The following is a 24,556-nucleotide window of genomic DNA, read 5'->3' as shown; positions in this document are numbered from 1 at the left end:
GTCAGCGTCGATGCGTACCGCGGTGTGCGAGCGCGTCGGGGTCGTTGACCACCACACCGCCCCGCCGTAGTGACACCAAGCCGGCATCTTCGGCGGCCCGCAGCACCTTGTTCACGGTGGCCCGGCTGGAGCCGGCGAGCGAAGCGAGCGTGTCCTGGTTCAGGGGGACGTCGGTAGGCGGCGGGCCCCGTCGGTACGTTCGTTCGAGGTCGATCACTCGTCGGAGCACCCGCGCTTCCACCGGGAGGTAGAGCGCCTCGAGCAGGAGACCCGACAAGCGTCGGACGTCGTCGGCGAGGGTCTGCAGGAAGAACGCCTCGGCGCCTGGGACCTCCCGTCGAAGCCGGTGGAAGGTGTCGGCGGTGAACGCCCACGCCTCGACGTCCTCGAGAGCCACGACGGTCGCGCTCCGTCGCGCGTCGCCGCCGATCAACGCCAGCTCCCCGAGGACGTCTCCGGGCCCCAGCACAGCGAAGGTGACGATGTCGCCGACCGGCGTCGATGCCCGGATCGCTACCCGTCCTGTGTCGAGCAGGAGAAAGGAGTCCGCCGGGTCGCCCTCGTGGAACAACACTTCCCGAGCGGCGAATCGGCGCCGACGGCCGCCCGCGAGAATCTGCCGTCGATCCTCGGGCGGCAGATCACCCAGCAGTTCCACGGCACCGCACGATAGCGCTCACGACGCCCAGAGCCGATCGATGGCATGTCGCGGCGGCGACACAACGGAAGTCGTCACGACGACGGTCACGACGCGCCCACGGCTGCATGCTCCCTCACAACACACAGGGCGGCGCCCGATCCGGCGCCCCGGAGGATCGAGGGCCATCATGACCGTGAACACGATCGTCGACCGCACGCCCCGGATGCCTGCTCCCGACGGATTCACCACCCCGCCGTGGAGCGGCTACGTCGACGGGCTCTACTACGGTCCGGCACGGGACGGCGAGGACATCGCCGGAGCACGGAAGGTGCACACCCAGGCCTACGCGCGCGTGGGCTACATTGCGGACACCTCCCCCGACAGGGCGTACGACGACGGGTGGATGGACCAGCGGGCATGGTTCGTGGTCGCTGACGCGTCACAGATCCTGGGAACCGTCAGCATGGTCCGTCCGACCTCGACGCTCCCCACAGCCGAAGCGTTCAACCTGGTCCCAGAGCGCGATTCCCGCATGCAGCAGGCCTGGCAGACGCAGCGGATCGTGGAGGTCTCCACGCTCGCTGTCGAACCGAGACACGCCCGCGCCCGGCAGGCAGGGGCGCTGCTCTACAAGGCCCTGTGGCAGGCCCACCGGTGGCGGGCGGATCACGACCTGTGGCTGATGTCGATGTCGCTCGACCGCCTCCATCGCGTGACGCGGAGTTTCCCCTTGCCGATCGAGCTCCTCAGCGACGTCGTCGTCCACTACCACCAGCCCTCGGTTGCGTGCGTCCTCGACGTCCGGCTGGCGCGAGCCGCGATGGCACTCCGCACACCCCTCTACCTGCACTGGCTCGACGAGCTCGACCACGGTGACCCCGCGCGGGACCTTCGGAGCGCGTGACCGACATGACCGCCGAGACCCCGACGACCACGCCGGCGGGCGCCCTCCCGTCGGCCCTGGACGAGTGGCGCAATCTCCTGGGTGACGACAGCGTCGTCACCCAGGACGAACCTCTCGATGCCGCCGCGCGCGCCACCTTCGCGACGTCGTCGCGACCTTCCGCGATCCTCCTCCCGTCGACAGTCGACGATGTCGCAGCGTGTCTCCGTGTCGCGACCCGGTGGGCAGTGCCGATCTACCCGGTGAGCCGCGGCAAGAACTGGGGCTACGGCTCGCGGGCCGCACACCGCGACTGCAGCGTCATCCTCGACATGAGCCGCCTGAACAAGGTCCGGGACTTCGACGAGGAGCTCGGTCACATCACCGTCGAACCCGGTGTGACTCAGGACGACGTCCTCGACTTCCTCGAACGTCGGGGTTCCCACCGCATGCTGAGCCACCCAGGCTCGTTGGGAAGCATCAGCCTGCTGGGGAACCTCCTCGAACGCGGCTTCGGCGTCTTCACCGGAGGCCCTTACGAGGACCGCGCCCGGTACAGCACCAACTTCGAGGTCGTCACAGCGACGGGAACGCAGTTCTCCACAGGGATCGGCAAGTACGGCCCCAGCTCGATCGCTGCTCTCGACGATTGGGGCGTCGGGCCTCAGCTCAACGGGCTCTTCCTCCAGTCCAACCTCGGGGTCGTCACCGCCGCCACTCTTTGGCTCGCCCACCGGCCGCGATTCCCCCAGCACATCGCCGTCAACCTCGACGAGGGGGACCTCCCCCAGCTCATCGACGCCCTCCGCACGGTTCGGCAGGCCAACCCCAACCATCGCTTCTACCTGATCAACAGGGTCGGCCTCGCCGCGCGCACCCGCCCCTATCCGCGGCGGACCCAGGACCGGGGCCGGGCCCTGCTCGACGATGAGGAGTTGACCGAGCTGACGGGGCTGGCCCGGGAATGGACCTGCATCGGGCTCCTCCACGCCGAGACCAGGCGACAGCGCCGTGCCGAGCTGGACCTCGTCAAGTCGGCGCTCGGGCGGCTGCGCCGCCAGGGCCACTACCCGAACACCGACCGCGCCCGCATCCTGCGACGGCTGTGGTGGCCGCTCAAGATGCTGACGGGGACGGACGTACGGCAAGCCCTCGACGCCTTCTACGACCACTCGACGGTGCGGCCCTTCGACACCAGCACCGCTGTCAACCAACTCTTCTGGCGCAAACGCACGTCCGCTCCAACTAACCCCGATCCCGACCGCGACGGTTGCGGACTCATCTGGTTCCTCCCGATGATCCCGTGGCGAGCCCGCGACATCACGAGTGTCGTCGGGACATGTCGGAACGTCATGACAAACGCCGGCTTCGAGCCGACTATCGCTCTTCGATTCCCGGCGGACCGGACCGTGCTTGTCGCCTGCAGCATCCAATTCGACCGGGACGAACCGGGTGCGGACGACCGCGCTATGGACTGCTACGAGGCATTGTTCGCGGCAGTCGCCGACCTCGGCTACCTGCCCTATCGCGCCGGCCTGCAAGGCATGGCCATGTACCCATCGCCTGAGCCAGGATGGCAGGACGTGTTCGCCCGCCTCAAGTCCGCACTCGACCCGAACGGCGTGATCGCCCCCGGACGTTACGATCACACAATCAACTAAGCAACCTCAAATCGCGCGAACGGAACAGCCGTGGCCGACGAAAGGACCCGCCGCCGATTGGCCAGCCCCTCACCGTCCTCACTGTGCGCCCGTGTGGGCCGTTGTTTTCACCACGACCCGCACCACGGGCTGGTCCTGGCTACCGGTGGTGAACCGCCCCGGCGTGTCCGGAGACCTTGGGGTGGGATTCCAGTCGGGGTGTGGTCGGTCCGGTGGGCAGCGTAAAACGCCTGCTCGTACTCGGCGGGTGGGACGTCGCCGAGGTAGCCGTGCGAGGGAGGCTGCCCTCTGTCGTTGCGGCGCGGCGCGGGCGCGCGACCTCCCCGGGCCCGTGGATGCTCCCCGGGCCGTCGGTGACATGAGATCCTCCCGGCGGGGTAAGGAATCTCTGGCGTTCAGGCAACTGTTGCGCTCTCCGGCGAGTGCCGATCATTTGAGGCACAACGGAGCCGATGCCAGGAATCGCTCCGACACTTCGCCGGAGGACATCATGAGCATCACCAGCAACCGTTTCGCCCGCCTTTCCGCCGCCGTTCTCGTCACCGGAGGCGTCATGCTGGCCGCCGCCGGTACGGCGTCGGCCACCGCGTACTCGGACCCGGGTGACTCCTGGGCGGACTCCGGTACCCAGAGCACGAGCATTACCTTCAGCGGAGCGCAGAGCGGCACGTTGGCCGACGCCTCCACCTCGTGCATCGGTGGGGGGTTCTGGGAGGTGACGGGGACGCTCGACGGCACGCCCGTCGACATGTACGTGGCCTTCAGCCAGGGAGACCCGGGCGAAGGGTCGTTCCCGATGGACACCGGTCTCGACCCCGAGCACGGTCTGGCCACCGTGACGGTCGGCGACCAGAACTACGTCACCGACAGCGGGGGCGAGAACACCGGCACGTTCACCGTCGACCCCGGCGGGACGTCCGGCTCGCTCGACATCCGGACCTCGACCACCGGCGACGAGAGCGTGACCCACGTCCAGGGCACGTGGAGCTGCGCCTGAGTGGCGGGAGCCCCGCAGAATGCGACCGCCGAGCAGGATGATGTGCGGACGTGAGGACGAAGGAATGAACGGCGAGTTCGCTGCTTCCGAAGCAGCGAACTCGCCGTTCGTTTTCGTGCGGCGTCCCCAACTTCTCCTTGACTCTGGAGCGGACTCCAGGTTCTAGCGTCGTCGCATGACCGACGCGGGCGTCCTCACCATCTCCGACCTGGCCGCCAGGACCGGGCTGCGTCCCGACACCGTGCGGTACTACGAGCGCGTCGGGCTCATGCCGGCGCCGGCGCGGACCAGCGGCGCGCACCGGCGGTACGACGGGGTCGCGATCGACCGCGTGCAGTTCATCCGCGGCGCGCAACGGCTCGGGCTGCGGCTCGCCGACATCAAGGACCTGCTCGCGGTCCGCGACACCGGGGAGTGCCCGTGCGAGCCCGCGGAGCCGCTGCTGCGCAGCAGGATCGCCGAGATCGACGCCGAGCTCGACAGGCTGACCCGGCTGCGCGCCGACCTCGTCGCGATGGCCGATCAGCTCCCGAGCGCGACCTGCCCCGACCCGGCCCCGGGCACCTGGTGCCCGCCGGACCACGCGCAGACAGAAGGGAGGTGTGACGCATGCTCGACCTGACGGCCTGTCCGTGCTGCGAGGACCCGCAGTGCGACGGGTGCTCGTGCGGCTGCTGCTGAGCACCGCGTGGTGACACGTCCGACCACAGGCGCCGTGGTCGGACGGTCGGTCAGCGCGGCACGAGGCGGCGCCGGTCGAGTCCCTGCCCGTCCCGCCCGCTCATCGATCCGCGCGTGACCGCCGCGAGGTAGACGTCCTCGGTCTGGCCGGCGAGGACGTCGAGGTCGTGCACGCGGGCCAGGCGGGGTCCCCGGGCTGCCGCCGCGTCCCGGCGGTCCCGATCCCCGTGCAGCTCCCGCAACGCGAGAGCGAGGCCGGCCGCATCGCCGTCGGAGGGCACGAGCACCCCGACCCCGGACGGCACGACGTCGCGGAGGACCGCGAGGTCGGGGCCGAGCACCGGGGTGCCGACGGCGAGTGCCTCGAGCGCGGCGTTCCGCGTCGCGGCATCCGGCGCGCCGGGCAGCACCACCGCGAGCCGCGACGACGCCACCCGGGCGTGTTCCGTCTCCCCGGAGAGGTCCACGAACTCCACCCGTTCCGCCAGCCCGAGGTGGGCGGCGGACCGTCGCAGCTCGTCCTCGGCCGGTCCCGCGTTCACCAGGACCAGCCGGCCCGCGAGGGAGACCGGCGCCTGCGCCCAGGCCTGGAGGAGCAGGTTCACCGACGCGGCGCCCACGCCCAGGTGCCCGACCCGCACGACGACGTCCTCACCGCGAGGACCGGACGCCGGACGCAGCGCGGCCGGGTCGATCCCGTGGGAGATGACGGCGACGTCGGCGCGGGAGCCCGCCGCGGCGAGCTGCTCGGCCGTTCCCGGGGACCGGACGATGACGGAGCGGTGGCTGCGGATCGCCGACCAGCGCAGGCGGTGCACCGGCGCCCACCGGTCGGTCGGCGCCGGCGCGGGGAGCCACATCGCCACGCCGACGACCGGTCGGCGGGCCCAGCGCGCCATCGCCACCGAGCCGAGCGGCGCGGCGAACTCCTCGACGACGACGTCGGCGTCGGTGTGACGGGCGGCGACGACCGCCGCGCCGGTCCGGGCGAGCAGCTGCCCGAGACGGGTCCGCCCGCACCGGACGCCGAACGGCTTCCAGCGCACCCACCCGGCACCGTGGCGTTCGATCCGCTCCTGCGCTCCCGGTGACCGTGGGCCCAGCACCGTGACCTGGTGTCCGGCCGCGGCGAGCCGACGGTGGAGCTCGGCGTCGCCGGGACCGACGTGTAGCACCCGCAGGCTCGGGCCGCGCGGGACGGGGCGGGCCGCGACCCGCGGCGTCACCTCGATGGTCCCGTGGGGGTCGGCGGCCGCGAGCGCCGCCACGTCGGGAGGAATCGTCGGCGCCGGCTCGGGCGGCAGCTCGGCGGAGGGGACTCCGACGCGGAGCCGGGCCGCCAGCAACGGCAGCCCGACGAGGACGATCACGAGGACGCCGACCGCGACGAGCCACGCCGGTACCGACGCCCGCGTCACGACGAGTCCCGCGACGACGACGGTCGCGCCGACCAGCCGCCGGCGCATGCTGCGGGCCGTCGCGGCGCTCCATCCCGACCGGCTCTGCCAGCGCACGAGCACCCCGAGGAGCAGGGCACCCGCCAGCGCTCCGCCGGCCGCCCCGAACATCAGACCGGACGACGTCGCGGGCTCCAGGTCGGTGCCGATGGCGATGCCCTCGCCGAGCAGCACCGCGCCGCCGAGGAGGCCGGCGACCGGCGCGGCGCGGGTCCCGAGCGCGAGGAGCTGCCACGTCCCGGCGGCGGAGAGCCCGACTCCCGCGAGCACGAGGGCGACGCAGGGCAGGGCCACGAGGTCGGTGAGCGTCACCGTCGGCGCGTCGAGCCCGACGAGGGTCGGCGGCACGGTCGCCACGACGGCGACGGTGGGCAGCAGGACGCGGACCAGGGATGCGGGTCCCGTCTGCCGGCGCGTGTCGATCCCCACGGAACAGCTGTCCTCTCGCCGGGGGCACGGTCCGGGCCGTCGGTGGTCTCCTGACCGGGTCACCGGGGCGGACGGCCACCGGGTTCAACGACGCGGGCCCGGAAGGGTGTCGCCCGGTGGTGTCCGCGGCCGTCGGCCGCTCCTCAGCGCAGCAGGCCCACCTCGGTGGCGGCGACCAGCCCGAGGAGGACGGCCGCGACGAGTCCCAGCGTGACGAGCAGGACCACCTGACCAACGCCCTCGCCGCGGGGTCGCTGGTCGTCGGAGAGCACCGGCAGCGGCGGCAAGGTCGGGCCGTCCGCCGGGTCGAGGTTCCACAGCGGCGGTGGGGCGCCGGCGTGCCCGGGGTCCCGATCGGACTCCGGGCGGAGTCCTCCTGCGCGGGTCATGAGACATCGCCCTTCTGCCGGATGCGGTGGGTGAGGTCGGGTCCCGGAACGGCCACGGGCGCGTGCCGCGACGGGACCCGACCTCGACGGGGTATCGCCGGGGGGAACGATCCCCGTCAGGGGCCCATCGCCGCCTGCCGCCCCGGCGTTATCAAGTCGTTATCGAGAACGAGCCCGTGACCAGGGTCAACACCCACACCGGGAAGTAGTTCCTCGACGCGCGGGTCCGGACGACGGTCGACGTCCCTACCGTCATCACCGGCTCGCCCCACCGGTTCCGGGCTCGTGGACCGGGGAGCGACCACCTCCTCCGATGCCGGAGACAGGTCACCGCTCGGCACCGCCAGACGCCGCGGGACCCGGTCCGGCACCGCAGGCCGAGAAGTCGACGAGGGGTGCTCCGGTCCGACGGGCACCCCTCGTCGCACGTCGGTGTCAGTCCGCCGCCACCGGGTCCGGCGCCGGGACCAGCTGGGCCCAGCCGTGCCGGGTCGGCGTGCGCGTCACCGGCCAGCGTCCCGGGCCGGGCTCGGGCAGACCCACCTCGAGGCGGTAGCGCACCGCGGTCCGCGGCGGGGCCGCGTAGTGGCGGTAGTTCAGCTCCCATCCCGGGTGACGACCCAGCGTCCGCCGTCGCCGTACCGGACGAGCCCCACGAGGACGGCGGCGCACAGGAAGACCTCGAGCCCGACGGCCGAGGACAGGACCGGCGACGTGACCAGGAGCGCCGGGCCGAGCAGGGCGGCCACGGACCCGCCGAGACGGTGGAGCCAGACGGCGGTCGTCGCGAGGCACAGGCACAGCAGCAGGCCGGCGGCGACGACCGCCCGGTGCGCGGTGACGACGTCCAGGCCGGCGAGCAGCCAGATGTTCAGCGGCGAGGTCGCGGAGTTGGACTCGATGCCCGTCGTGAGCGCCCACTGCCCGTGCTCGGCGAGGTTGCGCGCGAACGAGAGGGAGATCAGCGCGTCGTCGGGCATCGCGCGACGGGCCACGGCGAACAGCAGCGCGCCGAGCAGCGCGCCCCAGGCCGCCGGCCAGGCGCGGGCGAGCCGCCGGGGCGGTCGCGGCGCGGCCGGGGCCGTGGTGTCCGCGGCCGAGGTGCGGCCGCGGACCGACGCGGTCGCGGTCACGAGATCAGCCTGCCCAGGGGCGCAATCCGCTCGAGGGGCGCCCGCGCGTCGCCTGATGGCAGGCGGCGGGCGGCTCCGTGCGGCCGAGCCCGGCGACCGTCAGGCGGCCCTCGCGTTGCGCGGGCGCACCGTGTCGACGGGGACGACAGCGCTCGGCAGACGTCCGGTCCACGCTCCGGTCACGTACAGGCGCTCGCGGTGGGCCCGGTGGTGGTGGGTGCAGAACACCAGTTCGCCGCCGCCGGGGAGGACGGCGAGATGCGTGGCCCGCGCGCTGCAGGCGTCGCACCGCTCGGGTGTGGTCTGGTTCGGAGTGCGCGGCTCGGTCATGACGCTCGCCCCCTTCGCCTCGGTCGTCGGTGGTGGATGACGCGTCCAGAGTGCGTCGGCGACGCGGCGACGGGCAGGGTGCTGACCCTCGGCGGGGAGGGGGTGGACCCCCGTTCGAGCGGCGGGGACGCGGTCGCTCGGGTCGTGGCGAGCGGGGTCAGTCGCACTCGGATGCGGGGATGTAGCCCTGCTCGCAGCCCCACGCGGTCTGGATCTCGCCCGAGGTGGGCTCACGGCCGGCCGAGGTGCCCGGGTCGAGGTAGCCCTGGTACTCCGAGCACGACGGGTCGAACCGCCCGGCGGTGACGGCGCGCTGCCCGCACCCGTCGCCCGTGTCGCGAGCCGACCGCGTGCGGGAGGACCGGGTGGTCGTGGGCGTCGTCGACGACGTCGTCCGGGAGGCCGTCACCGGGGCGGCCGTCACCGGCGTGACCGGCGCCAGCGACCCCGGGGCGACGGGTGCGACCGTCGCGACGGGTGCGACCGGCGCGGCCACCGCCGCCGAGGTCGGCGCCGAGCCGAGCACCACGGCCGCGGCGGCGAGCACCGCGACCACGGCACTGCCCAGCGCGGCCCGCACAGCGTTGCGGGCGCTCCGGCCCTGTCCCCCCGACGGCGTCATGCCCCGGCATCGCCGCAGCGCGCACCGGTCGTTAGCACCCGCACCCCCGGGTCACCCGGGCGAGCTACAGCCCGTAGGTCTCCAGCAGCCGCAGCCAGACCTCGCTCATCGTCGGGAACGACGGGACGGCGTGCCAGAGCCGGTCGAGGGTCACCTCGCCGACGACGGCGATGGTCGCCCCGTGGACCATGTCGGCGACGTCCTGACCGACGAAGGTCGCGCCGACGATCACCCGGCGGTCGGTGTCGACGACGATCGTCGCGAAGCCGTCGTAGCCGTCGGCCTGCAGCGAACCGCCGGCCGTGTTGCCGATCTCGTAGCTCACGGCGCGGACCGGCAGCCCCGCCGCGCGTGCCGACGCCTCGGTGTGGCCGACGGCCGCGACCTGCGGGTCGGTGAAGATGACCTGCGGGACGGCGGTGTGCTCGGCGGTCGCCGCGTGGTGGGAGTACCGGCCGCCGAGCTCCTTGCCCCTCGTCCGGGCGACGATCACGTCACCGCAGATGCGGGCCTGGTACTTGCCCATGTGCGTCAGCTTCGCGCCCGTGCTCGCGTCGCCGACGGCGTAGAGCCAGTCGCCGAGCACGGTCGTGGTGTCGTCCGCCGGCAACGGCTTGCCCGGCTCGAGGCCGACCGTCTCGACGCCGATGTCCGACGTCGTCGACCTCCGCCCGGCGGCCACCAGCAGCTCGGCCCCCCGCACCTCCGAGCCGTCGTCGAGCGTGGCGACGACGTCGGGACCGTCGCGGCGCACCGCGGTCATCGAGGTCGAGAGCCGGACGTCGACGCCGTCGGCCTCGAGCGCGGCCTGCACCCGCCGACCGGCCTCGGGCTCGGTGGTCGGCAGCAGCCGGTCGCCGTGCTGGACGAGCGTCACCTGCGCGCCCAGCCGCTGGTAGGCCGTCGCCATCTCGACGCCGACCACGCCGCCGCCGAGGATCAGCAGCGACGCCGGGATCTCCTTGGCCTGGGTCGCGTCCTGGTTGGTCCAGGCGTTGACGTCGTGGATGCCGTCGATCGGCGGGAACGCCGGGACGGAGCCGGTGGCGACGACGACGGACCGGGCCGACACGGAGGTGGTCGTCCCGTCGTCGTGAGCGACCTCGACGGCCCGCTCGCCGGTCAGCCGGCCGTGGCCGCGCAGCAGGGTGATCCCGGCGCCGGACACCCAGTCGGCCTGGCCCGAGTCGTCCGGGTCGGCGAACTGGTCGCGGCGCGCGAGCACCTTCGCCACGTCGATCGGGCCCGCCTCGACCCCCGGCATGCGCCGTGTCGCGGCGAGCAGGTCGACCGGCCGCAGCAGCGCCTTCGACGGGATGCAGGCGTAGTAGGAGCACTCGCCCCCGACCAGGCGCGACTCGACGATCGCCGCCGACAGCCCCTGCTGGTGGGCGCGGTCGGCGACGTTCTCGCCGACCGGACCGGCACCGATCACCACCACGTCGACGTCGAGATCGCTCATGGGTCCGCCTTCCTTCCTCGTCGTCCGGGGCGATCCTCCCGGATCCCCGGGCGACGGTGGCGGCACGCGTCGACCGGACGGGTGTCGTCAGCGCACGTGGTGCGTCCAGCCCCGGCCGTCGAACCAGCGCTGCGTGCCCCGGGCGTCGAGGTACCAGCCGGGCGGGACGGTCGGCGGGCCCGGCGGCGGGACCTGGGGACGCGGCGGCGCGGGCGGCGGCGCCGGGGGTTGCGGCGGGCCCGAGGCCATGGCCGGCATGAAGGTCGTGGCGGCGCCGGCGTCGGTGCCGCCCAGTGCCCCGGCCGGCCCGGGGATGGGCGTCGACGACGAGGACGACCGGGACCGGGTGCGGCGCAACCCGACCCCGATCGCGACGGCCCCGAGGAGCGCGACGCCGACGACCGCCCAGGTCACGGTGATCGCCGTCCCGATCTCCTGTGCGCTGTCGAGCGTGGACTGCGCGCTCAGTGTCCGCAGACGGGCCTCCTGGGCGTCGCCGCGCGCGAGGGCCTCCTGGGCCAGCCCGGCGTTGTACAGGCTGTTGCCCATCTCCTCGTCGTAGCGGGGCTGGAACGTCGTGAGCACCAGCGCGGTGCCGGCCGCGGCCACGAGGACCAGCACGACCGCGAGGCCGAGGAGCAGGCGTCTCTTCATGTGAACTCGGACGGACCGGACGCTGCGGGATGTTCCCTCCTGTGGGCGAGGTTCGCCCGGATGGCCGCACGCCGGGAAGTCACGGGAACACCGCGGGGCGGTCGGGTCGTCGCAGCGGCATGAACCGCCACGACGTGATGCCCGTGACCGCCCCCGCCGGCCTGGTGGACGTGCGAGAGCTGGGAGAGCCCTGGGCGGCGGCCGCGTGGCACGCCGCGATGGCGATCAGGGCGGGATGGCGGGGTGCGCCCGCGCCGCCCTCGCCCTGGGGGTACCCGCCGCCGATCGCCTACCGCGTGCCCATGCCGGCCCCGGTGCCCCCGACCCGCCCGCTGGCGCCTCGCCCGCTCCCCGCTCTGCGCGCTCGCCCGGCCCTCCCGGCCTGGTGACGTTCAGGCGCTGAGCTCGAGCCGGACGTGGGTCCCGTCGTCGCCGGTCCAGAGGTGCAGGACGTCGCTGAGCTGGCGGGCGAGCCACACGCCGCGCCCGCGGGGCGACCGGATGGAAGGGCGCCGCAGCCCGGGGGTCGTGGTCGTCATGTGCCCGACGTCGTGGATCTCGGCGACGATCCGGCCGGGCCTGGTCCACCAGGACATGGTGCCGCGGCCGGCGCCGTGCTCGATGCTGTTGCTCACCAGCTCGGCGATCGCGAGCACGAGCCCGTCGACCTGGTCGTCGTCGAGCCCGGCGTCCTCGCCGCGGTGGCGCGTCACCTGTCGGATCGCGCGCAGCGCGCCGACGCCGTCGAACGCCGTCTCGTGGTCCGGCGGACCGAGCACGGGCGCGGGCGGGGCGGGGAAGGCCGCGAGCACGTCCTCCGGCAGGCGGTAGCGGGGGTTGGGGCTCGCGGTCGCGCCCACGAAGAGCTCCGGGTGGTTCCAGTACCGGAACCGCTCGCTGGCCTCGGAGGCACCCGCGGCCGCGCAGAGACAGACCAGGGTCACCGGCAGGCCGGTCAGGGCCAGGTTGCAGCTCGCGTCCACGACGCTCCACACGTCGGGGGGCGACGCATCCGGGCCGCTCCCGCCGATCGTGCTGGTGTCGCTGAGGATGAGGGCGCCGCGGTCCACGTCGACCATCTCCCGCAGCCGCTCCGCGCGGCGGGCGGCCGTCGTCTGGCCGCTGTAGCTGTAGGGCTGCGCCGGCTCGCTGAAGACGACGTCCTCGGCCGCGTCCCCGAGGTATCGCTCGACGGCCCGGCGGATCGGACCGTCGACGGCGGCCCAGACGAGGGCGTGCTGCGCGCGGGCGGCGTCGAGCAGCGGGGCGAGCGTGGTGACGAGCTCGTCGGCGTCGTCGTGGACGACGGCGAGGTGCCGGAAGGGGTCGGGTCCGCTGAGGGGCGCCGGTGACCGTTCGGGGGCCGCGGTCACGACGCGTCGTCCCGGTCGAGGACCTCGAGCCGCGACGTCAGCCCGAGCATGTCGAACACCCGCCGTGTGTGGCCGCGCCCGAGTCGCACCGCGAGGCGTCGCCCGGCCTCCTCGGCGACGTGCTGGGCGAGCAGCACCAGGCGCACGCCGGAGCTGTCGACGTAGTCCAGCGGCGCGAGGTCGAGGACCAGCACCGGCGGGGCGTCGGCCTCGGCCGCGGTGACCTCGTCCTGGGCGGTCGGCAGCGTGTCGCTGGCGAGCTCGCCGTGCATGATCAGCACCACCTGGTCGGCGTGGGACGTGCGGTCGATGCGCAGCATGCCGCTGGGTTCGCTCACGGGTCCGCCCGGACCGCGAGGAGCGCGACGTCGTCGCGGAACCGGCCGCCCTGGAACTCCGAGACGGCGTCCATGACGCCGTCGGCGACCACGTCGGCCGAGGCCCCGGCCAACGAGGACAGGAGAGCCGCGAGCCGTTCGGGGCCGAACCAGCCGTCCGGCCCGCGGGCCTCGGTGACGCCGTCGGTGTAGAGCAGCAGCAGGTCGCCGGGACCGAGGCGCACCTCGATCTCGGTGAGGGCGAGGTCGGGGTAGACGCCGACGAGCGTGCCGGGGAGCTCCACCCACTCGGCGCGGTCGCCGCGCAGCACGAGCGGGGCCGGGTGCCCGCCGTTGACGAGGGTGACCGTCGCGCCGGCCGGGTCCACGGTCATCACCGCGTGCGCCATGGTGGCGAAGCGGGCGCGCGCGCCGCCGTGGTGGCGCAGCACCGTCGCGTTGACGCGCCGCAGGACCTCCGCCGGCGCGAGCCCGTGGCGCACCTCCGCGTGGACGGTGTGCCGGATGAGCGCGGTCATCGCGGCCGCCTGCGGGCCCTTGCCGCACACGTCGGCCACGGTCAGCGCCCAGCGGTGGCGGTCCTCGTCCTCGTGGACGTCGTAGAGGTCGCCGCCGACGTACACCTCCGTGAGGTCCGGGCTCGGCGGCCGGTAGCGGCCCGCACACGCGACGCCGGGCACCTCGGGCAGCTCGGTCGGCAGCAGAGCCGTCTGCAGCGTCTGCGCGACCAGGCGCTGCTGCTCGTAGAGGGCGGCGTTGTCGAGGGCGAGAGCGGCGGTCGCGGCGAGCTGGCCGACGAACGTGAGGTCCTCCTCCTCGAACCGCCCGCCCGACTCGGCGTGCACGAGCGTCAGCGCGCCGAGGCTGCGGCCGCGCACGAGCAGCGGGACGACGATCGCCGACCGCATGCCGATCGCCCGGATGAGCTCGAGGTGGACCGCGTCGACGGCCGACGCGACGAGCAGCTCGTCGGGCACGTCGGGCATGACGACGGGCACGCCGGTGCGGGTGACCTCGATCGCGCCGGTCGCGGCGTCGGGGTCCGGCGGATAGCGCCGCTCGAGCTCCTCGACGAAGGCGATCTTCGCCGGGTCCAGGTGCGCGACCGTGACCCGCTCGACACGGGATCCGCGGACCAGGTGGACCGCCGACCAGTCGGCGATCCCGTTGACGGCGAGGTCGGCGAGCTGGCGCAGCCGCTCCTCCACCGACAGCGGCGCCTCCATGAGCCGGCTCGCCCGCGCCAGGAACGCCATCCGGTCCCGCTCGCGCTCGGCCGCGGCACGCGCGTCGCGCTCGGCCGCGTAGAGCCGGGCCCGGTCGAGCGCCTGGGAGCACAGCGCCGCCACGGCGACGAGGAACTCGCGCTCGGCGCCGTCGAAGACGCGGGGCCGGTAGAAGCTGAAGACGACGGCGCCGAGGTCGCGGTCCTCGACCTGCAGCGGGAGGACCGCGCTGGCCTGGTGTCCCTCCGACACCCCGATCGGCGCCATCTCCGGATAGCGGGTGCGCCATTGCTCGGCGTCCTCCAGCCACACCGGCGCGCGGGTGAGGACGGCGTCGGACATCGGCCGTCCGGCGTGCAGCGGCACCTCGGAGAAGCGGGTGTGCGCGTCGCCCGGCCAGCCGTGCGAGTGCAGCACGTCCAGGACGTCCGCGCCCTCACGGCGTCCGAAGGCCGCGCACGCGTCGGCGCCGATGAGGGCGGCGGCCGTCGTGGCGGTGAGCCGGCCGATGTCCGCGGGCGTCAGGGCACGGGAGAGCTGCTCGGTCAGCTGCTGGAATCCCGCCGTCCGCGTGCGCGCACCCCCCTCGTCCCCGCGCGGCGTGGGCGGCGAGCCGGCAACTACGTCGAGTAGCTCGTCGGCCTCGGCTGTCACCCGACGGAGACTAACGGCCGCGATGCGCGGCCGACAGCGCCCCGTTTCGGTGACGTGGCGTGATCGGATGGAGGGACGCCGGAGGTGTCGGAAACTCCTCCCGGTCCGTGTCGATCCGCGGGTCCCGCCGTTCGACCTGGGGGTGAGAGGCCCTGCCGAGGGCCCCGAGGAGCAGGGGAGAGACCGATGAAGTACATGCTGATCATGCGGGCCACCGACGAGGCCTACGCGGCCATGGCCGACGTCGACATGGACACCATGCTCGAGAAGATGGGCCGGTTCCAGGAGGAGATGCTCCGGGCGGGCGTCCTGCTCGCCGCCGAGGGCCTCGAGGACCCGGCGGAGACGGTCGTCGTCGACCACTCCGCCGAGCCGCCCGTCGTCACCGACGGCCCCTACGGCGAGACCAAGGAGCTCTTCGGCGGCTTCTACCTCGTCAACGTCGCGTCCAAGGAGGAAGCCGTGGAGTGGGCCAAGCGGCTGCCCGGTGCCGGCGACGGCTTCAAGACCGAGATCCGCCGTGTCGCCACGATCGACGAGTTCCCGCAGGACAACGAGTGGATCCAGAAGGAACGGGCCTGGCGCGAGGCGACCGGTCAGCTGTAGAGCCATGGGGGACACCACCGGCCGGGAGGCCGTCGCCGCCGTGTGGCGCATCGAGTCCGCGCGGATCGTCGGCGCGCTCGCCCGCTACACCGGCGACTTCGCGCTGGCCGAGGACCTCGCGCAGGAGGCGCTCGCCGAGGCCCTCGTCCGGTGGCCGCGCGACGGCGTCCCCGACCAGCCCGCGGGCTGGCTGCTCACCACCGGCCGGCGCCGGGCGATCGACGCGTACCGCCGCCGGGCCGCGCTCGACGAGCGCTACGCCGCCCTCGCCCGCGACCTGGGCGAGGGCGGCGCGCCCGCACCCGCTGGGGGTGACGACGTGCTGTGGGACCCCGACCGGATCGACGACGACGTCCTCGCGCTGATCTTCGTCTCGTGCCACCCGGTGCTCTCCCGCGAGGCGCGGGTGGCGCTGACCCTGCGCGTGGTCGGGGGCCTGACCAGCGACGAGATCGCCCGCGCGTTCCTCGTCCCGACCGCGACCGTGCAGGCCAGGATCACGCGGGCCAAGAAGGCGCTCGGGGCCGCCGGGGTGCCGTTCGCCGTGCCGCCTGCGGTCGAACGTCGGGACCGGCTCGGCACCGTGCTCAGCGTCGTCTACGTGATCTTCACCGAGGGGTCGTCCGCGACCTCCGGGGACGCGCTGATCCGGTTCGACCTCGCGGGCGAGGCGCAGCGGCTCGCGCGCGTGCTGACCCGGCTGGTGCCCGACGAGCCCGAGGTCCACGCGCTGCTCGCCCTGCTCGAGCTCACCGCGGCGCGCTTCCCGGCGCGCACCGGCCCCGACGGCGAGCCGGTGCTGCTCGAGCACCAGGACCGCCGGCGGTGGGACCGCTCGGCGATCCGGCGGGGACGGGCCGCGCTCGCGCGGGCGCAGGTGGCGGGCCGGGGCCTCGGCCCCTACGGGCTGCAGGCCGCGATCGCCGAGTGCCACGCGGTCGCGGCCTCCGTCGAGGACACCGACTGGTCGCGCGTCGTGCGCCTCTACGAGGCGCTCGGGCACCTCGCGCCGTCGGCCGTGGTGGACCTCAACCGTGCCGTGGCGGTGTCGATGGCCTCCGGGCCGGCGGCCGCGCTGCCGATCGTCGACGGGCTGGCGGACGCCGACGCGCTGGCCGGATCGCACCTGCTGCCGAGCGTCCGCGGCGAGCTGCTCACCCGGCTCGGGCGCCGCGACGAGGCGCGGCGGGAGCTGGAGACCGCCGTCGAGCGCTGCGCGAACGAGCGCGAACGGGCCCTGCTCCGGGGCAAGATCGCCGACCTGGGCTGACGGTCTACGAGACGCCGCGGTCGCCCTGCGGCCAGTGCTCGGCGCGCAGCTCGCGCTTGAGGATCTTCCCGGCGCCGGACACCGGCAGGGCGTCGCGCAGCTCGACCGTGCCCGGCGCCTTGTAGCCGGCGATGAGGCCCTTGACGTGCTCGCGGAGCTCGTCGGCGCCGGGCGCGGCACCCGCCGCGGGCACGACCACGGCGTGCACCCGCTCGCCCCACTCGTCGTCGGGCACGCCGATCACCGCGCAGGACGCGACGCCGGGGTGCTTGGCCAGCGCGTTCTCGACCTCGACGGAGTACACGTTCTCGCCGCCGGAGACGATCATGTCCTTGATCCGGTCGACGACGTAGACGTAGCCATCGGCGTCCATCCGCCCGCCGTCGCCGGTGTGCATCCAGCCGCCGCGCAGCGCCGTCGCGGTCTCGTCGGGGCGGTTCCAGTAGCCGAGCATGACGTGCGGGCCGCGGCAGACGATCTCGCCGACGCCGCCGACCGGCACCTCCTCGTCGAGCTCGTCGACGATGCGGACCTCGGAGTGCGGTGCCGCGCGGCCCGCCGAGCGCCGGAGCCGGTCGACGCCGTGGTCGGCGGGCAGGAGCAGCGTCGCGACCGGCGACAGCTCGGTCATCCCGTAGGCCTGGGTGAAGTCCGCGGCCGGCAGGCGCTTCGCGGCCCGTTCGAGCACCGCCTCCGAGATCGGCGAGGCGCCGTAGAGGAGGTTGCGCAGGCTGGTCAGGTCGGCGTCGGCGGCCTCGGGGGCGTCGACGAGGAGCTGGATCATCGTCGGGACGAGCAGGACGTCGGTGACCTCGTGCTGCGCGATCGCGGCGGCGACGCCGGCCGGCGTGAACATCGGGACGATCACGTGCGTGCCGCCGACGACGTTGCGCGCCACCCAGGCCGCGCCGTCGGCGAGGTGGAACATCGGCGCGGCGTGCAGGTAGCGCCCGCCGGGGTTGGTGAACGCGCCGGAGGCCGTGCTGCCCAGGGCGGACGCGAGCAGGTTCGTGTGGCTGAGCACGACACCCTTCGGCGTGCCCGTCGTCCCGCCGGTGTAGTAGATGCCGTACGGGTCGTCGCGGCCGCGCCGGGCGTCGGGCACCGCGTCGCCGCGCCGGATCAGGTCCTCGAACCCGACCATGCCCTCGGGGACGTCGCCGTCGCCGCAGTACACGACCGTCGTCACGACCGGCGCGGCCGCGCGGACGGCGGGGACGGCCGGGGCGAAGGTGTCGTCGACGAAGAGGATCGCGACCGCGGCGTCCTCCATCGAGGACGCGATCTCCGCCGGGCTCCACCGGATGTTCACCGGGGTGACGACGCCGCCGGCCCACGGGACGGCGAACAGGTACTCGTGGAACCGGTCGGAGTTCAGCGACAGCATCGCCACCCGGTCGCCGTCGCCCACGCCGAGCCCCTGCAGCGCCCCGGCGAGCCGGGCGACGCGGTCGTGGCACTCGGCCCACGTCCGCACGCGGTCGCCGAAGATCGTCGCGGGCAGGTCCGGGGTCTGCTGGACGGCGCGGTGCAGCGCCTGGGTGATCTCCACGGCCGTCTCTCCTCGGAGCGGTTGGCGCACGATGTGAATCGTGATTAGCTCTGATGCGAGTGAAGCATGTCACCTCGGGCGGAGGGAGGCGCCCGTTTTTCCCCGGGAGGTGGCCGTGAGCGGGACGGGCGAGGTCGTGACCGGTGGCGAACCGGTGTTCACATCGGCGGTGCCGGTGCGCCGGCGGCCCCGGGACCGCCGGCAGCGGATCCTCGCTGCGGCGGCGGCGCAGTTCTGGTCGCTGGGCTACCACCGGGTCGGCATGGCCGACGTGGCCGCCGCGGTCGACATCGCCCCGAGCGCGCTCTACCGCCACGTCCGCGGCAAGCAGGAGCTCCTGCTGGCCGTCCTCGACGAGCAGCTCGGCCGCCTCGAGACGCTGGTGGCCGACCCGCCCGGGGACCTCCTCGACGGCCTCGCCGGCCTGGTCGTGGAGCGTCCCGAGTTCGGCCTGCTCTGGGAGCGGGAGGCCGGCCACCTCCCCGACGACGCCCGTCGGGCACTGCGGCACCGGCTGCGGGCGGTCGCCGGCGTCGTCGCCGCCCGGGCCGACGGACGGGACGCCGACCTGCGCTCCTGGGCGGCGCTCTCGGTGCTGGGCAGCCCCTCCCACCACCGGTTCCGCCCCGACCCCGAGCGCCACGGGCCGCTGCTCGCGGACGCGGCGCGGGCGGTGCTGACCGTGCCGGTCCCCGCGGCGACGGGCCCGGCGGCGACCCCGCCGCGGCCCGGCGTGCTGGCGCCGGTCTCGCGGCGCGAGGCCCTCCTGGCGGTGGCGACGCGGCTCTTCGGTGAGCGCGGCTACCCCGCGGTCGGGCTCGCGGACATCGGCGCGGCCGCGGGCATCGCCGGTCCGAGCGTCTACCGCCACTTCCCGACCAAGACCGACCTGCTGCTCTCAGCCCTGCACCGCGGCGACGAGGCCCTGTGGCTCGGCCTGCACCACGTGCTGGCGGGCGCCGCCGACGCCGCCGACGCGCTCGCCGGCCTGGCCGCGGACTACACCGCCTTCGTGGCCGACGACCCCGAGATCGTCAGCGTGCTGATCTCCCAGGTCATCCACCTGCCCGAGCCGGACCGCGAGGCGTTGCGGCGCTCGCAGCGCGACTACCTCGCCGAGTGGACGGCGCTGGTGACCGCGGCGCGCCCGGCCCGCCCCGCCTCCGAGGCGCGGGTGCACGTCCACGCGGCGCTCGCGCTCGTGAACAGCCTGGCGCGCATCCACCACCTCGCCGCGCGCCCGGGCGCCCGGGCCCGGATCGCGGCGCTGGCCGGCGCGGTCCTCAGTGGAGAGCGGCCTTGATCGCGATGATCGCGACGCCGACCACGACGGAGACAGCCACCGAGAAGATCTTGATCGGGACCGGTCGGTGGGACCCGACGCTCTCGACGGTGCTGCACAGGGCCAGCGTGAGGACCCCCAGCCAGAGGGCGACGTCGACGCTCACCGGCACCGTCAGCCCGACCGCGCGGGCGAGCAGGAGGAACAGCCCGGCCAGGACGCCGGGGCCCGCCGCGAATGCGCAGACGCCGAGCTCGTGGCGGATCTCGGCGCGCGGCAGGCGGTCGTAGGAGGCGAGGGCCGCGGAGAGCAGGCCAGCGTACGCCTCCCCGAGGAAGATCACGATCCCGGTGCCGACCACGGAGGCGACGACCTCGCCGAGCACCGTGTCGTGGTTGCCGAAGTAGGCCAGCACCGACATCGCGAAGATCGTCCCCGTCAGCGCCGCGCGCAGGGCCGCCCGCGTCGTGTCGCCGAGGTCGGTGCGCGCGGGGGAGTCGACGCGTCCGTCCTCGTGGTCCGTCGCCACATCGACTCCTCTCGGCGTGCCTCCCCGGCATCGAAGGCGCCCGGTGCGGCGGGCGCCTCACCCGCCGAGGAGGAGGTCACGTCACGAGGCCATGGCGGCGCGCCGCGCGTCGCGCGGGGCGGGGACGGCGGCGAGCCCCGGCGCCTCGGCGAGGAGGGCGAGGAGCTCGGCGCGGTCCGGACCGGGCACCCGCCGCGGCGGGACCGGGCCGAGGGCGTCGACGGCGGCCCGCACCCGGGGGCGGGCGAGGACCTCGTCGGGCAGGGCCAGGCAGTTCACGATCTCGAGCAGGCCGCGCAGCGCGTCGGCGTCCTCGCCGGCCGCGGCGGCGAGGCGGGTCATCGGGTCGTCGGTCGGCCCGGCGGGCTCCCCGGCGATCTCGGCCTGCATCTCGGCCACCCGCACGCGGTCGGCGTGGGTCTGGACCTCGACGAGCGGCGCGACCGCCCGCTCGGTGACCCCGTCGAACGCCTCGGCCAGCGCGGCCGCGTCGCCGAGGTGGTCGCGGACGACGTGCCGGAGGGCCTGGGCGTGCGTGACGCCGATGCTGATCCCGCGTCCCGCCGAAGGGTTGGTGGCACACCAGGCGTCGCCGATCGCCACGAGGCCGGTCACCACCGGACGGCCGGCGCGCACCAGCCGGGTCCGGCGGTCGATCCCGCCGCCCATCGGGAGCACCCCGGTGATCCGCTCACCGGCGAGCCACGGCGCCTGCCAGGGGCAGGCCCCGACGACCTGGTCGAACACGGCGGGGTCGCGCACCGCGCGCAGCGCGCGGTCGGCGGCGAGCCCGTAGACCGTCACCGACCACGTGTCGCCGTCGCCGGGCAGGGTCAGCAGCGAGACCGAGCCCAGCGGCGCCAGCGGCGGGCCGATCCGCGGCGGCAGGGTCGGACCGGTGTAGAAGCGCGTGTAGTAGACGAAGCCGCGGTCGACCGCGCGGGTCTCGGTCAACGGCGCGCCCAGCGCGTACAGCCACCGCGCGCCCGGCCCGCGCCGACCGGTCGCGTCCACGACGAGGTCGGCGCGGATCTCCTCGCCCGCCGCGGTGCGCACGCCGACGACGTGCGGGCAGCGGGACGGGGCTCCAGTGCCGGCCCGGGGCCCCATCAGCAGGCCGGTGACCGTCACCCCGCGCCGGATCCGCAGGCCGTGGGTCCCGGCCGCCGTCGCGGCGACGACCGCCTCCACGACGGGCCGCCGTCCGGTGACCGCCGTCAGGGCCTCGTCGTCGTCGCGGGGCTCCCGGTCGGTGACGGTCGGCGGCAACGCCGCGAGCGGGTCGACGGTGACGCACCCGGCGTCGCGCATCCGCCCGGGGAGGTCGGGCAGCTCCGCGTCGAGGACGGCACGGACGCGGGCGAACAGACCGTGCGGCTGCCGGAACTGCGCGACGCCGCGCCGCGACCAGGACGCCCAGGCTCTCTCCGTCGGGGGTGGCTCCTGGGCGTCGGACTCGAGCACCGTCACCCGGTGCCCGTCGCGGGCCAGCATCAGGGCCGCCGACAGCCCGACCATCCCGCCGCCGCACACCACGATCGCGCCCATCGCGCACCTCCGGAGTCATCACCCGACTCACACCGCGTGAGCGGGGTACCGACGTTAGGAGGAGCCGAGTGCCGCCGACATTCCAGGAATTGCGTACCCAGCGTGACGTCGGCGCCGGTGATCTGCGTACGCGGCGAGCGGGCGTACTCCATCCCGCCGACGCCGCACCGCCGACGGTCGGGCGGCCCGGTCAGGCCGCGCGCGACGTCGTCGCGAGCCCGGCGCCCAGGCCGATCATCGCGACACCGCCCGCACCGCCGAGCACCGCGAGCCGCCGGGGCGAGCGGGCGAACCACGCCCGTGCCGTGCCCGCGCCCAGCGCCCAGACGCTGTCGAAGGTGAGGCCGATCGAGGTCATGACCACGCCGAGCACGACGACCTGCGGTCCGGTGGGCGCGGCGGGATCGATGAACTGGGGCAGGAACGCGATGAGGAAGATCGCGCTCTTGGGGTTGAGAAGCCCGACCACGACGCCGTCGACGCCCGAGCGCCACCACCCGGGCAGCGACGTCGTCACCGCCGGGGCCACCAGCGCGGCCGCCGCCCGGTGCCGGTGCCGGATCGCCGTCACGCCCAGCACGACCAGGTAGGCGGCCCCGGCGAGCTTCACCACCGTGAACGCCGCGGCCGACTGTGCGAGCACCGCGCCGAGCCCGACGCCGACGGCGAGGACCTGCAGCCCGATGCCGAGCGCGTTGCCGGCCACGGAACACAGCGCCCGCCGCCGCCCGGCCGCGAGGGCTCGGCCGATCGCGAACACGACGCTCGGTCCGGGGATCGCGATGACGATGACGCACGCCACGGCGAAGGTGAGCAGGTGGGGCACGGACCGGAGCCTCGTCCCGGCCGGGCGCCCGGTCCAGCGAGAATCCGCGAGATCGCGGGCGGATGGGTGCGGGCGCGCGCGGCGTTGCCCCCGGGGAGAGGCGCCGAGCGAGGTGACGGGCGATGACGGTCGAGCAGGGCTCGTGGGCGCAGATGGTCGCGCCCGGGCGCCGCGGCGCGGTGACGGTGCTGGCCGGCGGCACGCTCATGTTCGCCGTCGACACCTACGTCACCGCGAGCCTGCTGCCCTCGGCGGTCGCCGAGATCGGCGGGGCGGCGTTCTACGCTTGGCCCACAACGCTGTTCCTGCTCGCCGCCGTCGTGGCGTCGTCGCTGACGAGCCGGGTGCTGGCGACGGTCCCCGCCGGGCGCGCCTACCTCGTCGCGCTCGCGGTCTTCGCGCTCGGCGCCCTGGTCGACGCGCTCGCCCCGTCGATGGCCGTGCTCCTCGTCGGCCGGGTGATCCAGGGCGTGGGCGGCGGGCTGCTCGCGGCCATGGGCTACGCCCTCATCCGCGTCGCACTCCCCCGGTCGTTGTGGACGCGCGGCAGCGCGGTGATCGCGGCGATGTGGGGCGTCGCGCTGATCGTCGGACCCGGGCTGGGCGGCCTGCTCGCGGGGATGGGGCAGTGGCGCTGGGCGTTCGGCGCCCTCGTCATCGGCAGCCTCCTGATCGCCGCGATCGTGCCCTCGGCGCTGCACCGCGCCCGTGCCCGGCTCGCGCCCGGCGCGTTCCCGGTCGGGTCCGTGCTGCTCGTCGCCGGGGCGGCGGCCGTCCTCAGCGTCGCCGGGCTCGCCGCCGAGCTCGCCGTCGCGGTGCTGGGCCTGGTCGTCGCCCTCGTGCTGCTCGTGCTGTTCGTGGTCCACGAGCGCCGGACCTCCGCCGGCGTGCTCCCGCGCGCCACCTTCCGGCACGGCTCGCCGCTGCGCTGGATCTACGGGCTGATGGCGGTCCTCGTCGGCGTCTCCGGGCTGGAGGCGTTCGTGCCGCTGGCCGGGCAGCAGGTGGCGGGGCTGACGCCCGTGGCCGCCGGCTTCCTGGGCGTCGCGCTGGGGGCGGGCTGGGTGAGCGGCGAGATGGTCAGCGCCTCGGCGCGGCGGCCGCGCTGGCGCGTCCTGGTCGGGCCGGGACTGCTCGCGGCCGGCACCGTGCTCGTCGCGGTCACGTTCCTCGCCCTCGACGGACCACTCGCCGTCGTGCTGTGGGCCGTGGGGCTCGTGGCCGGCGGCATCGGGATCGGGACGGCGTGGCCGCACCTCGCGGCGTCCGCGATCGGCGGGGCCGAGGCCGAGGCCGAGCCGGCGCAGGAGCAGGACGAGAGCGAGGCCGACAAGGCCTCGGCCGCGGTGACGACCGTGCAGATGCTCGCGGTGTCGGTGGGCACCGCCCTCGGCGGCGTGTCGCTGGCGCTCGGCGGTGCGGACCCGCTCGCCGCCGCCCGCTGGCTGTTCGCGACCTTCGCGGTGGTCGCCGTCGTCGGAGCCCTGACCGCGAGGCCGGCGGCCCGGGGCGTCTAGCGCAGGATCTCCACGAGCAGCGCCCAGGCGTTGACCAGGCCGCCCACCAGGGCGAGCGCCACCGCGGCCGGGAGCCAGTAGAGCCCGCCGAGCGACCCGGTGAGCAGCCCGACGGCGGCCACCACGGGCGCGAGGGCGGCGACCGCCGACGGGATGACGTTCGTGGCGATCCACGAGGACACCGGCTGCTCGGCGGCGTGTGCTGAGGGCCGCGCCAGGTACCCGAGCGACGGCACCGTCACCGCGGAGATCACCAGGAGCTCGATCGCGAGAGCGACGTCCGGCTGTCCCGGGATCAGCAGGGCCAGCGAGAGGAAGACCGGCAGCGCGAGCAGGATCAACGCCAGCGCGGCCCGGCCCGCGATCCCGGTGCCGGTGAGGATCGTCCGGATGTTGATCGAGACGGCGACGAACAGCAGGCCGGCGAGCGCGGCCGCGGCGCCCGCCATCCCGGCGGCGAAGTCGGACCACGGCTCGGCGTCGTACGCGGCGTCCAC

25 protein-coding genes are annotated in these 24,556 nt (G+C 74.7%); 9 read left to right on the top strand and 16 right to left on the bottom strand.

Annotated features, from left to right (window positions below; translation table 11 throughout):
* Nucleotide 1 precedes the first annotated feature (1 nt).
* Nucleotides 2–658, bottom strand: a complete 657-nt coding sequence (locus QSK03_RS12980) for a Crp/Fnr family transcriptional regulator (protein ID WP_285652420.1) — start codon at nt 656–658, stop codon at nt 2–4.
* Nucleotides 659–827: 169 nt separating this feature from the next.
* Between QSK03_RS12980 and QSK03_RS12975 the strand changes: the two genes are divergently transcribed.
* From QSK03_RS12975 to QSK03_RS12960, 4 genes are all read left to right on the top strand, one after another.
* Nucleotides 828–1,544, top strand: a complete 717-nt coding sequence (locus QSK03_RS12975) for an N-acyl amino acid synthase FeeM domain-containing protein (RefSeq protein ID WP_285652419.1) — start codon at nt 828–830, stop codon at nt 1,542–1,544.
* Nucleotides 1,545–1,549: 5 nt separating this feature from the next.
* Nucleotides 1,550–3,184, top strand: a complete 1,635-nt coding sequence (locus QSK03_RS12970; protein WP_285652448.1) for an FAD-binding oxidoreductase — start codon at nt 1,550–1,552, stop codon at nt 3,182–3,184.
* 490 nt (nt 3,185–3,674) lie between these two features.
* On the top strand, nt 3,675–4,181 hold the full coding sequence (locus tag QSK03_RS12965) for a hypothetical protein (RefSeq protein ID WP_285652418.1): 507 nt from the start codon (nt 3,675–3,677) through the stop codon (nt 4,179–4,181).
* Between the two features lie 175 nt (nt 4,182–4,356).
* Nucleotides 4,357–4,803, top strand: a complete 447-nt coding sequence (locus QSK03_RS12960; RefSeq protein ID WP_285652416.1) for a MerR family DNA-binding protein — start codon at nt 4,357–4,359, stop codon at nt 4,801–4,803.
* A 109-nt stretch (nt 4,804–4,912) separates the two neighbouring features.
* Here QSK03_RS12960 and QSK03_RS12955 read toward each other — a convergent pair whose 3' ends face one another.
* From QSK03_RS12955 to QSK03_RS12925, 7 genes are all read right to left on the bottom strand, one after another.
* Entirely contained in the window at nt 4,913–6,748 is a 1,836-nt protein-coding gene (locus QSK03_RS12955; protein WP_285652414.1) for a glycosyltransferase family 4 protein, read from the bottom strand.
* A gap of 143 nt (nt 6,749–6,891) precedes the next feature.
* Nucleotides 6,892–7,137, bottom strand: coding sequence for a hypothetical protein (locus QSK03_RS12950; RefSeq protein ID WP_285652412.1), 246 nt, complete (start codon nt 7,135–7,137; stop codon nt 6,892–6,894).
* Nucleotides 7,138–7,733: 596 nt separating this feature from the next.
* Nucleotides 7,734–8,270, bottom strand: coding sequence for a hypothetical protein (locus tag QSK03_RS12945; RefSeq protein WP_285652411.1), 537 nt, complete (start codon nt 8,268–8,270; stop codon nt 7,734–7,736).
* A gap of 99 nt (nt 8,271–8,369) precedes the next feature.
* Nucleotides 8,370–8,600 carry a DUF7455 domain-containing protein gene (locus tag QSK03_RS12940; protein WP_285652449.1) on the bottom strand — a complete coding sequence of 77 codons (231 nt, stop codon included), beginning with the start codon at nt 8,598–8,600 and terminating at the stop codon, nt 8,370–8,372.
* Between the two features lie 157 nt (nt 8,601–8,757).
* A complete protein-coding gene (locus QSK03_RS12935) occupies nt 8,758–9,222 on the bottom strand; it encodes a hypothetical protein (RefSeq protein WP_285652410.1) in 465 nt (154 codons plus the stop codon).
* Nucleotides 9,223–9,286: 64 nt separating this feature from the next.
* The gene (locus tag QSK03_RS12930) at nt 9,287–10,684 is read right to left on the bottom strand and encodes a dihydrolipoyl dehydrogenase family protein (RefSeq protein ID WP_285652409.1); all 1,398 of its coding nucleotides are present in this window, start codon (nt 10,682–10,684) and stop codon (nt 9,287–9,289) included.
* 87 nt (nt 10,685–10,771) lie between these two features.
* Entirely contained in the window at nt 10,772–11,338 is a 567-nt protein-coding gene (locus QSK03_RS12925) for a DUF2510 domain-containing protein (protein WP_285652408.1), read from the bottom strand.
* Nucleotides 11,339–11,481: 143 nt separating this feature from the next.
* Here QSK03_RS12925 and QSK03_RS12920 point away from each other — a divergent pair, with 143 nt between their 5' ends.
* A complete protein-coding gene (locus tag QSK03_RS12920) occupies nt 11,482–11,727 on the top strand; it encodes a hypothetical protein (RefSeq protein WP_285652407.1) in 246 nt (81 codons plus the stop codon).
* Between the two features lie 3 nt (nt 11,728–11,730).
* On the opposite strand, the gene QSK03_RS12915 is transcribed toward QSK03_RS12920, so the two are convergent.
* The 3 genes from QSK03_RS12915 to QSK03_RS12905 are packed head-to-tail and all read right to left on the bottom strand — an operon-like array spanning nt 11,731 to nt 14,929.
* Nucleotides 11,731–12,711: an ATP-binding protein gene (locus tag QSK03_RS12915; protein WP_285652406.1), complete on the bottom strand. Its 981-nt coding sequence runs from the start codon at nt 12,709–12,711 to the stop codon at nt 11,731–11,733.
* Entirely contained in the window at nt 12,708–13,049 is a 342-nt protein-coding gene (locus QSK03_RS12910; RefSeq protein WP_285652405.1) for an STAS domain-containing protein, read from the bottom strand. The genes QSK03_RS12915 and QSK03_RS12910 overlap by 4 nt, the downstream gene beginning before the upstream one ends.
* Nucleotides 13,046–14,929 carry a GAF domain-containing SpoIIE family protein phosphatase gene (locus tag QSK03_RS12905; RefSeq protein ID WP_285652404.1) on the bottom strand — a complete coding sequence of 628 codons (1,884 nt, stop codon included), beginning with the start codon at nt 14,927–14,929 and terminating at the stop codon, nt 13,046–13,048. The genes QSK03_RS12910 and QSK03_RS12905 overlap by 4 nt, the downstream gene beginning before the upstream one ends.
* 186 nt (nt 14,930–15,115) lie before the next feature.
* Between QSK03_RS12905 and QSK03_RS12900 the strand changes: the two genes are divergently transcribed.
* Nucleotides 15,116–15,535: a YciI family protein gene (locus QSK03_RS12900; protein WP_285652403.1), complete on the top strand. Its 420-nt coding sequence runs from the start codon at nt 15,116–15,118 to the stop codon at nt 15,533–15,535.
* Nucleotides 15,536–15,539: 4 nt separating this feature from the next.
* Nucleotides 15,540–16,805: an RNA polymerase sigma factor gene (locus tag QSK03_RS12895; protein WP_285652401.1), complete on the top strand. Its 1,266-nt coding sequence runs from the start codon at nt 15,540–15,542 to the stop codon at nt 16,803–16,805.
* Between the two features lie 4 nt (nt 16,806–16,809).
* Here QSK03_RS12895 and QSK03_RS12890 read toward each other — a convergent pair whose 3' ends face one another.
* Nucleotides 16,810–18,357 carry a long-chain-fatty-acid--CoA ligase gene (locus QSK03_RS12890; RefSeq protein WP_285652400.1) on the bottom strand — a complete coding sequence of 516 codons (1,548 nt, stop codon included), beginning with the start codon at nt 18,355–18,357 and terminating at the stop codon, nt 16,810–16,812.
* 115 nt (nt 18,358–18,472) lie between these two features.
* On the opposite strand from QSK03_RS12890, the gene QSK03_RS12885 reads away from it, so the two are divergent.
* On the top strand, nt 18,473–19,660 hold the full coding sequence (locus QSK03_RS12885) for a TetR/AcrR family transcriptional regulator (protein WP_285652399.1): 1,188 nt from the start codon (nt 18,473–18,475) through the stop codon (nt 19,658–19,660).
* Here the strand turns inward: QSK03_RS12885 and QSK03_RS12880 are convergent.
* The 3 genes from QSK03_RS12880 to QSK03_RS12870 all read right to left on the bottom strand — a co-directional run bounded on the left by QSK03_RS12880 (nt 19,641) and on the right by QSK03_RS12870 (nt 22,542).
* Nucleotides 19,641–20,168 (bottom strand): hypothetical protein, encoded by a 528-nt coding sequence (locus QSK03_RS12880; protein WP_285652398.1) that lies wholly within the window; start codon nt 20,166–20,168, stop codon nt 19,641–19,643. The two genes, QSK03_RS12885 and QSK03_RS12880, sit on opposite strands and share 20 nt — an antisense overlap.
* 81 nt (nt 20,169–20,249) lie before the next feature.
* Nucleotides 20,250–21,716, bottom strand: coding sequence for an FAD-dependent oxidoreductase (locus QSK03_RS12875; RefSeq protein ID WP_285652397.1), 1,467 nt, complete (start codon nt 21,714–21,716; stop codon nt 20,250–20,252).
* Nucleotides 21,717–21,906: 190 nt separating this feature from the next.
* Nucleotides 21,907–22,542 carry a LysE family translocator gene (locus QSK03_RS12870; RefSeq protein WP_285652396.1) on the bottom strand — a complete coding sequence of 212 codons (636 nt, stop codon included), beginning with the start codon at nt 22,540–22,542 and terminating at the stop codon, nt 21,907–21,909.
* A 122-nt stretch (nt 22,543–22,664) separates the two neighbouring features.
* Here QSK03_RS12870 and QSK03_RS12865 point away from each other — a divergent pair, with 122 nt between their 5' ends.
* Nucleotides 22,665–24,059 carry an MFS transporter gene (locus QSK03_RS12865; RefSeq protein WP_285652394.1) on the top strand — a complete coding sequence of 465 codons (1,395 nt, stop codon included), beginning with the start codon at nt 22,665–22,667 and terminating at the stop codon, nt 24,057–24,059.
* Here QSK03_RS12865 and QSK03_RS12860 read toward each other — a convergent pair.
* Nucleotides 24,056–24,556 (bottom strand): hypothetical protein, encoded by a 501-nt coding sequence (locus QSK03_RS12860; protein WP_285652393.1) that lies wholly within the window; start codon nt 24,554–24,556, stop codon nt 24,056–24,058. The genes QSK03_RS12865 and QSK03_RS12860 overlap by 4 nt on opposite strands.

Source organism: Actinomycetospora sp. NBRC 106375 (genome assembly GCF_030269665.1).
In the GTDB taxonomy this organism is placed as follows: Bacteria; Actinomycetota; Actinomycetes; order Mycobacteriales; family Pseudonocardiaceae; genus Actinomycetospora.
This window is presented reverse-complemented; position numbering and strand designations above follow the sequence as displayed.

Bases quoted from the DNA above. Each gene is read 5' to 3' on its own strand.
- QSK03_RS12975 (WP_285652419.1), top strand. From the start codon at position 828: ATGACCGTGAACACGATCGTCGACCGCACGCCCCGGATGCCTGCTCCC.
- QSK03_RS12970 (WP_285652448.1), top strand. From the start codon at position 1,550: ATGACCGCCGAGACCCCGACGACCACGCCGGCGGGCGCCCTCCCGTCG.
- QSK03_RS12965 (WP_285652418.1), top strand. From the start codon at position 3,675: ATGAGCATCACCAGCAACCGTTTCGCCCGCCTTTCCGCCGCCGTTCTC.
- QSK03_RS12960 (WP_285652416.1), top strand. From the start codon at position 4,357: ATGACCGACGCGGGCGTCCTCACCATCTCCGACCTGGCCGCCAGGACC.
- QSK03_RS12950 (WP_285652412.1), bottom strand. From the start codon at position 7,137: ATGACCCGCGCAGGAGGACTCCGCCCGGAGTCCGATCGGGACCCCGGG.
- QSK03_RS12940 (WP_285652449.1), bottom strand. From the start codon at position 8,600: ATGACCGAGCCGCGCACTCCGAACCAGACCACACCCGAGCGGTGCGAC.
- QSK03_RS12935 (WP_285652410.1), bottom strand. From the start codon at position 9,222: ATGACGCCGTCGGGGGGACAGGGCCGGAGCGCCCGCAACGCTGTGCGG.
- QSK03_RS12930 (WP_285652409.1), bottom strand. From the start codon at position 10,684: ATGAGCGATCTCGACGTCGACGTGGTGGTGATCGGTGCCGGTCCGGTC.
- QSK03_RS12925 (WP_285652408.1), bottom strand. From the start codon at position 11,338: ATGAAGAGACGCCTGCTCCTCGGCCTCGCGGTCGTGCTGGTCCTCGTG.
- QSK03_RS12900 (WP_285652403.1), top strand. From the start codon at position 15,116: ATGAAGTACATGCTGATCATGCGGGCCACCGACGAGGCCTACGCGGCC.
- QSK03_RS12895 (WP_285652401.1), top strand. From the start codon at position 15,540: ATGGGGGACACCACCGGCCGGGAGGCCGTCGCCGCCGTGTGGCGCATC.
- QSK03_RS12875 (WP_285652397.1), bottom strand. From the start codon at position 21,716: ATGGGCGCGATCGTGGTGTGCGGCGGCGGGATGGTCGGGCTGTCGGCG.
- QSK03_RS12865 (WP_285652394.1), top strand. From the start codon at position 22,665: ATGACGGTCGAGCAGGGCTCGTGGGCGCAGATGGTCGCGCCCGGGCGC.